The organism is Gordonibacter sp. (assembly GCF_036667095.1).
Lineage (GTDB): Bacteria > Actinomycetota > Coriobacteriia > Coriobacteriales > Eggerthellaceae > Gordonibacter.
This window is the reverse complement of sequence record NZ_JAVWUP010000029.1, coordinates 1,147-9,804: the sequence shown is the minus strand read 5'-3', so window position 1 is coordinate 9,804 and position 8,658 is coordinate 1,147. Positions and strand designations below refer to the sequence as shown.

Genomic DNA, 8,658 nt, shown 5'->3' with positions numbered 1-8,658 from the left:
TATCGGCATCCTCATGGGAGCCGCAATCGTAGTAGCGCTCGCCTGTTGCCAAGCCTCTGGCAACGCCGCCCGCTGGGAGGAAGAGCATTTGATTAGCGAGTAGGCTAATCGTTTAATTTACGGAAGGGAGCGTTCGATAAGGACCGCAGCTCTGACGCGAAAAGCGCCAAGGCTGCGGTCCTTGATCTTACGAGGACTCTCCTATACTCGATGAAAATGATAGTTACTATCGTCTATCCCGAGATTTATCAATCAACTAAAATTGTTGAGTGATTTGCTTTTTGGAAGATTTAAAATGTAGCAAATTAAGATAAGCGAGAGGAGGACTGTGTTGGCTCAGGAAAAAGTGGTTCTTACTGGACAAAAGGTTGACTTTCATATTCATTCCCATGCTTCAAGTCATAAGGATGATTCGAAGGTTAAAGATGGAACACTGAAGAATATTTCAGTGCTGATTGAAGGCCTTAAGAATAAAAAAGTTAATATGTGCGCAATATCCGATCACGATGCCTTTGATAAAGAACTCTATCTCAAACTAAAAGAGGAAGAGTGTGCGGATAACTGTATTAGAAAAGTGCTCCCTGCTGTTGAGTTCAGCGTTCTCTTTCCTAGTGATAATGAGGAAGACTCTCAGGTGCATATCGTCGCAATCTTCGACGATACAGAAGATGAAATCGAAAATCGAATTGTCAGTGCGATTCCTTGCATATCGGGAAAGCCTAAATACGATGGGAAATCTGCATTCAGCGAAACAAAATTTTGGGAAATCATTCGTTCAATCAATTCAAATGTCGTTCTAATAGCACATCAGAAAAATTCGCTTACATCCCAAAATGTAAGACATGCTGATGCGAACAGTGTAGGAGAACAGGGATTTGATAGATTCCTGTTTCTGGAATACTTCGATGTATTCGAATACAAGAATAGAAAAAACGAACTTTTTAATAAGAACTATATTTATGAAAAGGACATAGAGGATAAGCTTCGCTTTATTACTGGTAGTGATTGTCATCAATGGTCCGTTTATCCCCATTATGACGAGCATAAACAGGACGAAATGCCATATACGTACTTGAAATGCTTGCCAACATTCAAGGGTCTTGCAATGGCGGTAACCGATTTCGGACGTATCAAAACTGTCAACAGTTTTTTTAGTCCGGCACCCGAGTCGAAGGATTCTATTGAACTTCAATTAAATGAAAGCTCTATTTCTATACCACTTTCTCCAGGAATTAACGTAATTATTGGTGATAACTCAATCGGAAAATCGTTGCTAATAAGCAAATTGACTCAGTATCATGGCATAAAGAAACAGTTATCAGATGGATATGAAAAGTATCTTAAGGATAACGGGATAGTCGTTGAGACGGTAATACCTGAAGGGAATTTCAAGATTGACCACCAAGGTGTTATTAGGGATAGGTTTGAGAATCTCGGGCAAGGTCTAATCAGCGAGGAGCTGCAAGGAAAATTCCCTGAAGCTGTAGATGTGGGGAACTACCGAGAGATTGCACAACGATATTTGGATGCATACGTACAGGCGGTTCGCTGTTCTGTTGATTATCAAAAACAGTTGGCCGCTCTTTGCGATTTTTCGATTCCGCCTTTTTGTGAACAAGCCGAAGTGACAGGTCTGAAAATCATCGGGAGAGCAAGCGCGGTGTCTTCCACCAAGGAGACGAGTTTTGTCTCGAAATTGAAAAAAGCTGTCAATATTGTTGAAGGCTTTAAAGATTCGTTTGCGAAACAACTCGACGAAGAAGATATTGAAGATATCGCTTCAGTTGAGAGGATATTAAACAAAATCATCAAAAAGCATCAGGGGCAAGTCAGTGCACTCAAGCGGGATGAATCGATAGCCAACGCCATCAATACCGTCCTAGATGCAAAAAAGAAATCCTTCACAGATCGATCGACGGACAGAGGTAAGCTTGAGACGCGCTTCCTTTCGGATAAAAACTCCTTTGCGGAGGGAGTTGCCAGTATTATTAAAAAAAGAACTCTGGTTAAGGAAGTGAAGTTTTCTTTTGATCCCGTTACCATTAAGCCGGATACAAAGAACGTTGGAGCGTATGTTTTTGTCTCCCGAACAGCTTCAAGGGAAATTTCTCCTCGTTTTCTTGAAGATATCGTGTCTAAAGTTCTACGCGCGGGGAAGCACATTGACACTTCGACTGTTGACGCCTCTACGTTAAAGAAGTGCCTTCTGCAATACCATGATGAGGATGGTGATCCTATTCTGGTTCTAGAGAACAAGCTTAACAGCTTGCTCGATGACGCACTCAAACCTCAGCAGGCAATAATTAATCAAGGGGACGATTTATTTATGACTCGTTCGCAAGGATATAATGCTCAGATTTATTTTGCCCTTCTTGCTGATGGACTTGAGGGCAGCTCAATATATCTTATTGACCAACCTGAGGATCAGATATCGCAGACTGCCATAAAGTCTGCTGTAATCAAGGATTTCAGGAACATTGCACAAAGTAGGCAAGTGATATTGGTGACGCATAATCCTCAATTTATTGTGAATCTTGATGCCGACAACGTGATACTGATTAAGCGAGATGATGAGGGAAAAATTTCCATTTCGTCAGGAGCGCTTGAATATGAATGTGACGATTACAAAATGTTAGGTCTTGTGGCAGAGAATGTAGAAGGCGGTTTAGATACGATAAAGAAAAGGATGAAACGATATGAAAAGGCAGATTAGCTTCAGAGTGCTTGGGGATAGGTATCAATTGGAACTAAGTACAGAAGACAACAATAGAATTTTTGAGATAGAGAAGAAGAGCGGTAAATTTGATGCTAAGAAATTTTACAAATCATTCTTTGAAGGAATGGCGGAAACCATTGATTATGAATTAGTTCAAGACGGCACCCTTGATCGTGAGGCTAAATATTATTTCGAAACCCTTAAGGGCATTCTTGCGGATGTGTGTGCATCGGTGAACGAAACCTGCTTTTCCCAAGAAGAGATAGCTTGATTATGGAGAATCAAAAATGCACCGTCGCGTCTTGTGGCGGTGCATGATTAACTGTGCATGATTAACACACGAAGTTTCAATAAAGATGTTTATTCCCAATGCCCTCCCGACTCTACGGTTGTATAGTGACCCTCTGCTGGGTGGCCGACCGTGTTGTATCCCGTGACAACCTGCTTATACTCCGTGTGGTGCCCAGAACCTTCACCGGCCTGCATATGTGCCTTGCCGTGTGCGACTTCGTTGTTGGTAATGACCTGGTTGCAGATATTGCAGACGGACTGCTCCTCATACCCATAAATTGGCACTTGCTCGATCCAGGCTGGGGAGTCCTCTACCCAAACCTGTTCGTAATCAACGACCCAGTGCTTTTCTGGCGTTGTTGGTGCTTGGGGAGCATTGACATTGTTGGTGGAGCTATCGTCGTTGGGAATATTGTTCGAGGCTGAGCCGTCAGGTGTTGAACCCTTGCCTGCGTCTTGACCTAGGTTGCTAAATTCGCTGGATTGCTCTGTGAGGGCGTCAATCTGTTCTTGTGTGTTGCCTTTGTTTTCACCAACCTCATCTTGGCTGCCATCATTGCTATCGCCTGCATCGGTGGCGCCGGTCTCTCTAATTTTATTGAACCGCTCGAATGAGAAGCCATCGATGTTGTTCTCGGTAACTCCGTCATGCCTTTTATTGGAATTGCTCGAGCAGGTTGCGAGTGACAGTGCAACCGTAACGCCAATGATGATGATTATGCAAGTGCCAATAACCGCCGCTTGCTTCTTATGTGATTTGACCGCGACGAGCATCCTTCTAATTTGTTCCTTAACCTTCACCTTCAACACCACCCTCACATAAACGCATGTCTGAACAGCCACTTTATAAACCTGACAATCAGTTTCATTACTCTTTCTCCTTCTTTTCTTCCTGCTTCGGTTGAGCCCATTCGCAAGCTTCAGCATCTTGATAGGCTGCAAGTGGATATCCGAAAATCTGGCAGATTTCAGCGTCGTCTGCGATCTCTGGGTGAGCAAAGGTCAGGTAGTCATGCAGCCATAGCGCGCGATAGTTGTTCGATGCAGTGCCCTTGCCCGAGTAGTAGAGCGAACAGGCATATTCAAAGCGTTCTGCGTCAACGAGTGCACCGCCTTGACTCCAGGCAATGGCTTTTTCATCGGCGTAAATGGTTTTGATGTGTGGCACCTCGGTGCGGTCGGCAATTTTGCATCTGCGACCACACCTGCGCTCGAGCTCCGGTACGCTTCCGGATTCTCCTTCTCCTGTGTCGTCGTAGTGGTGGATATCAACAACTAGGTCGCCCTTTGTCAGGAGGTCCAGACGTAAGTCGAATTCGGTCACGAGGGTTGCATGGCCGAACGGTTGTGTTGAGACCAAGCTGCTGGAATCAAACGTTTCCCTGCGGCCGTTATCGTAATTGATGGTTATTTTCACGCTTATCTATCCTTTCCGCGATCATCGCGCTGGTGCTCTCTGCGCTGTTCTTCACTCATACTGGCGTTATTGCTGAAGTTATTGCGTCGGTCTTGTCCTGTGGTGTCGGGGGCTGGTTGACGAACTGCCCGTGATGCTGGAAGCGCAGCTTTGGGCTCGATGCCCTTCTCCGTCAAATATGCCTCCGCGGCAGCAAGCCTTACGACAGACTCCTCATCGCCACGGGCGTGTGCTGAGGCGATCTTTCTTTCGAAGTCTCCCATTGACCTGACATGCCAGCGTGTTGTTACATCGAGCGCGCCTGCAAGCTGCTTAAGATCGCGCCACCCTCCGACTTCGACGGCGTTTTCAGCCAGTTGACGCACCAACTCAGGTTGCATCGGCGAAGGTGACCTGAGCGCGGATTCGACAGCTGCTTTGCCATAAGCCGTGCCTAATCCTTCTCCCCGGATGCACCACGTCTCATGACCTTCAAGTGCATATAACCAATCAGCCTTCCCGTTGCGCTCGGATGCTTCTCTGCGTTCTATGCCTAGCTCGGATAAGATTTTTGCGAACTCGTTATCGCTTTGAGCAAGGCGCATGGCTATGCCAACGCGACTGCGGATATCGGCAACCCATGAGTATTTGCCTTGAGCCTCAAGCTCACGTTCAGCCCGCCGGTAGTGGACCCGCTCGCGCTTTGCTGGAGCATGGTTTCCGCCAAAAGAAGGAGTTTCCTCTGCTGGTGGTTCATCAACGAAAAACGACATACCGCGCTCCTCGGCAAGCCTTTGCGCAGAGCGCTTGAGGGCGCGCGGGTCCGGATCTTGCAGGCGGTTTCCCGTTGCGAGGTTCGTATTGTTCACGACGATATGAGCGTGCATAATCTCTTTGGCGTTGTCGTCGTGGTAGGTTATCGCCACTTCGTAATCGGCGAAATTTTCCAGAGCCCAAGTTTTGGCGAACTCTCGCATGCGAGCAAGGTTGACTTTGTCTCCAGGGTCAGGAGAGAGGACATAGTGCTTATAGGTACGGGCACATTTTCCGCGATATGGCGTGTCATTTCCGTATGCAGCACGCGTCAGATCCATCTCCGCCGCCCAATCGATACATGACTTTTCGGAATCATCGTAGCTATCCATTTCCCGCTCATCCCAGCTGAGGTTGAACAGGTCGCAGGCAAGAGCGCGGCCTTCCTTATTGAGGTAGTCGCGTATACCTTTGCATGAGGTGTGACCCGATATGGGTTTTACGACGGGCATGCTAATCGCCGCTTACTACAAGCGAATGCGCAATATCGCAAAGCGCGTACTCCACCGATGAGAGTCCGCCTTCGATGCGCTCAAGCTTTAAGGAAACCTCATCAAGGTTTGCCAGGAATGTCTGGTACTCGGGTGGGTTTCCGCGACGGCAGAACAGTGCCTGAGTGTTGAGCGCATGGACCGCTTGGTTGTAATGGCGACCCCAGCGGACGAGTTCGCGATGGATACCTCCGATCGACTTTCCGTCGATGAGGAAGACGCGTGGCTGGTCGTAATTTTCAGCTGGTTGGGGAAGGCGGATGAGTGTGCGCAGGTACTGAGATTGCGTGACGCCCGCTTCGCGACTTGATCTGTAGAGTGTGCGATAGTCGGAATCGGTTAGCTTGATGCTTGCGGTATGGGTGTAGGTTCTCATGGTCGTTGTTCTCCTTTTCGTTGGCAAGCTCGCGTATGTCCGGAAGGGCGAGTGCGTTCTTGTTATTTGCTACGGGGACATAATGTCCCCGTGAATCCCATGGGTTTTGTTTGCACCCTTGGGGCGTGGGGCCACCCCCGCTAAGGCCGCGCTGCGGACACGATTAGGCGGTGCGGCTGCAAGCTGAGGCGACTATTCGCGAGCCGCCAGCTTGGGTGCCGGAAAGCCGATTCTGCTTTGCTGGATGCACGCGACAAGCGGCACGCCGGCAAAGTCGAAACGGTGCTCGGACAAGCTCTATCCGCGTATGTAATACCGGATAGGCAGCTTGCTAAAAGAGGTCCAAGGGTCGTGTTTTCGGGGCTTTGCAACCTACGGGGACATAATGTCCCCGCGATTATTGTGGTTGCTCAATCCCTCAGTGATACTATCTCGGATAGCTCGCCACAGATATAAACGATGCTGCCAACCATGTTCACGTCAAGGGAAGCGCCCTTGTCGCGCGCAAGGGCAAGGGCTTTTGAAAGCTCGCGCTTAGCCGTTGTGAGTGCTTTTGCTGCAGGCTCGTCGTAGCCAAGCGCCTCCTTGATAAGTGCGGACGTTTGGAGCTTATCGAGTGATTTGGCGGCACGTTTCGCATAGAGCGTTTGTTGCTTTTTCGCGTCAATCTTGGCGAGACGGTTGATGTCGGCATCGGTCAGCTCGCCTGCGCGTGCAAGCGTCTGCCACGGCGTGGCAAGGTTGTCTTCGACTCGACGGGCGACCGCTTCTTGCCGAAGAACGGTCTTGCCCGTGATAGTGCGGCCCGTCTGCGCTTCGATGATGGCGGCCTTGAGGTCTGCCGTCCGCTCGCCTTTGAGGGAGGGATCTGCCTCGCGCAAGCGTTCGACTTCTATTCCTAAGGCACGCGTCGCTTCGGCGCGCTCCATCACGTTGAGCTGGCGCGTGAAGTAATTTGCGGTATGCAACAATACTTCAGATTGCTCATCGCTGACGTTCTCCACCACGCGGCAGGGAATCTTTGCAAACGTCGGATCGGATTTAGCCAGCAGTGCAAAGGCTGCCTTGCGGCGGTGGCCCGAAAGCATCTGAAAACTACCATCGGACATCTTGCGCACGAGTGGAATATCGGTGAGCCCCTCGGCTCGTATGGATTTGGCAAGAGCTGCTATGCCATCTTCTCCCATGGAATAAGCGTCGTTGGCAGGATGGTCGGCGATGTTGTCGACCTCAATTTCGCGGATGGGGAAGCGGTCGCGTGTTTGGGTGGCGTCATCCAATATTCCCGCTAACGAGAAGCGACGTGCAACTTCTTCTACGCGGCTCATAATCCTAGCTCCTCGAATAGTGCGCGGTAATCTTGTGCGGGGCGGCATTCAGGATCGAACTCCACGATAGGTTTCCATTCCCAGCTACCCTCGGCAACCTTTGCGGACTGGTGGATGATGGTGTCGAACTGGTGATCGGAAAAGAAGCGGTCGAGCACGGCGGCGCCGGTTTGCTCGGCTCGTGTCATACGACCAGGCACGCAGGTGCGAAGAATCTTCCAATCGGGTGCAGGGATGCGCAGCTTCGTGGCTATCCCTTCGATAGCTTGCACCGCTGAGGTTGTGCCGCGCATGACGGTAGAATCGAGTTTGACGGGCACTATGATAGTGCCGCGTCCCGATGTGGCTACGTATGCGCAGAGCGCGAGTTGTTTTGCTGAAGGTGCGCAATCGATGATGGCAACATCGTATTCGCCTTCGGCGTCGTCGAGCGCAAAACGTAGTCTTTGCTCGCGCAGCATGAGTTCGTTTTGGTCTATGAGATTGAGCGTGGTGGGGATGGCACTCAGGTTCTCGATGCGTGTTAGATGAGCACATTCGGAGACGGGTGCCTCGTCGTAAAGGAGCTCTATTGCCGAACGGCAGGTATCGCGCGCTTCGTCGTAGAGGTCGTAGTAATCCGATGTCGACGCTTGTGGGTCGAGGTCGATGATAAGCGTGCGCAGGCCCTTCTGGGCGCAGAGCACGGCAAGGTTGGTGGCAGTGGTTGTCTTGGCCACGCCTCCCTTGAAATTGCTGACGGTGAGCACTCTCATGTCAACTCCTTTTCGTTTCGCAGGCGGGTGAATCCGGAAGATGCCTGCTGGCTATTCGGTTATTGTCGGGATGCGCTTCCGACGGGTTGTCAGCCTTTCTTGTTGTGGTTGGTATTACACTCTCCATTTTATCACGCCTCCTGATCATATATATGTTCACGATATGTTGTCGCCCGCTTGCGGGCGGATTTTTGACCATATTCACGGGGACATAATGTCCCCGTGAATATGGGACGCGGTTTCTAAGCTGCACCCGGGCCAAGCCCTTGCTCTGCGGCAAGCTCTTGCATGGCGAGGTAGTGGCCCACTGCTTCCTCGAGCGTGCATTCGTCCTTGAAGCTCACGGTTACGGGTACGCCGCATGAGGTGAAGCGGTATGGATTGCCGCCCATCTGGCGCAGGAAACTCTCGCGCCTTTCGGCAACGGGGAGCGTAAGGTCGATTTCGATGTCCTCGGCCCTTGGAAGCGTTGCGTCTGCTGTGTTCATGGCT

The 8,658-nt window shown here is 49.9% G+C and carries 9 protein-coding genes; 2 read left to right on the top strand and 7 right to left on the bottom strand.

Annotated elements, in window-relative coordinates; all coding sequences use genetic code 11:
• The first annotated feature begins 328 nt into the window (after nucleotides 1–328).
• Nucleotides 329–2,713, top strand: coding sequence for a hypothetical protein (locus RR842_RS04870; protein ID WP_332729131.1), 2,385 nt, complete (start codon nucleotides 329–331; stop codon nucleotides 2,711–2,713).
• A complete protein-coding gene (locus RR842_RS04865; RefSeq protein ID WP_332729130.1) occupies nucleotides 2,697–2,987 on the top strand; it encodes a hypothetical protein in 291 nt (96 codons plus the stop codon). Before RR842_RS04870 ends, RR842_RS04865 begins: the two co-directional genes overlap by 17 nt.
• 89 nt (nucleotides 2,988–3,076) lie before the next feature.
• Here the strand turns inward: RR842_RS04865 and RR842_RS04860 are convergent, their stop codons facing one another.
• The 7 genes from RR842_RS04860 to RR842_RS04830 form a co-directional block, all read right to left on the bottom strand.
• Entirely contained in the window at nucleotides 3,077–3,781 is a 705-nt protein-coding gene (locus tag RR842_RS04860; RefSeq protein WP_332729129.1) for a hypothetical protein, read from the bottom strand.
• Nucleotides 3,782–3,875: 94 nt separating this feature from the next.
• The gene (locus RR842_RS04855) at nucleotides 3,876–4,424 is read right to left on the bottom strand and encodes a hypothetical protein (protein WP_332729128.1); all 549 of its coding nucleotides are present in this window, start codon (nucleotides 4,422–4,424) and stop codon (nucleotides 3,876–3,878) included.
• A gap of 2 nt (nucleotides 4,425–4,426) precedes the next feature.
• Entirely contained in the window at nucleotides 4,427–5,668 is a 1,242-nt protein-coding gene (locus tag RR842_RS04850) for a relaxase/mobilization nuclease domain-containing protein (protein WP_332729127.1), read from the bottom strand.
• A 1-nt stretch (nucleotide 5,669) separates the two neighbouring features.
• Nucleotides 5,670–6,083, bottom strand: a complete 414-nt coding sequence (locus RR842_RS04845) for a hypothetical protein (RefSeq protein ID WP_332729126.1) — start codon at nucleotides 6,081–6,083, stop codon at nucleotides 5,670–5,672.
• Nucleotides 6,084–6,493: 410 nt separating this feature from the next.
• Nucleotides 6,494–7,411, bottom strand: a complete 918-nt coding sequence (locus tag RR842_RS04840; protein ID WP_332729125.1) for a ParB/RepB/Spo0J family partition protein — start codon at nucleotides 7,409–7,411, stop codon at nucleotides 6,494–6,496.
• Nucleotides 7,408–8,166, bottom strand: a complete 759-nt coding sequence (locus tag RR842_RS04835; protein WP_332729124.1) for a ParA family protein — start codon at nucleotides 8,164–8,166, stop codon at nucleotides 7,408–7,410. The genes RR842_RS04840 and RR842_RS04835 overlap by 4 nt, the downstream gene beginning before the upstream one ends.
• Nucleotides 8,167–8,408: 242 nt before the next feature.
• The coding region (locus tag RR842_RS04830; protein WP_332729123.1) for a DUF6870 family protein at nucleotides 8,409–8,658 on the bottom strand (250 nt) is incomplete at its 5' end.

Excerpts from the sequence above, each read along its gene's own strand:
- RR842_RS04865 (WP_332729130.1), top strand. The coding sequence starts at position 2,697 with ATGAAAAGGCAGATTAGCTTCAGAGTGCTTGGGGATAGGTATCAATTG.
- RR842_RS04860 (WP_332729129.1), bottom strand. The coding sequence starts at position 3,781 with ATGCTCGTCGCGGTCAAATCACATAAGAAGCAAGCGGCGGTTATTGGC.
- RR842_RS04850 (WP_332729127.1), bottom strand. The coding sequence starts at position 5,668 with ATGCCCGTCGTAAAACCCATATCGGGTCACACCTCATGCAAAGGTATA.
- RR842_RS04845 (WP_332729126.1), bottom strand. The coding sequence starts at position 6,083 with ATGAGAACCTACACCCATACCGCAAGCATCAAGCTAACCGATTCCGAC.
- RR842_RS04840 (WP_332729125.1), bottom strand. The coding sequence starts at position 7,411 with ATGAGCCGCGTAGAAGAAGTTGCACGTCGCTTCTCGTTAGCGGGAATA.
- RR842_RS04835 (WP_332729124.1), bottom strand. The coding sequence starts at position 8,166 with ATGAGAGTGCTCACCGTCAGCAATTTCAAGGGAGGCGTGGCCAAGACA.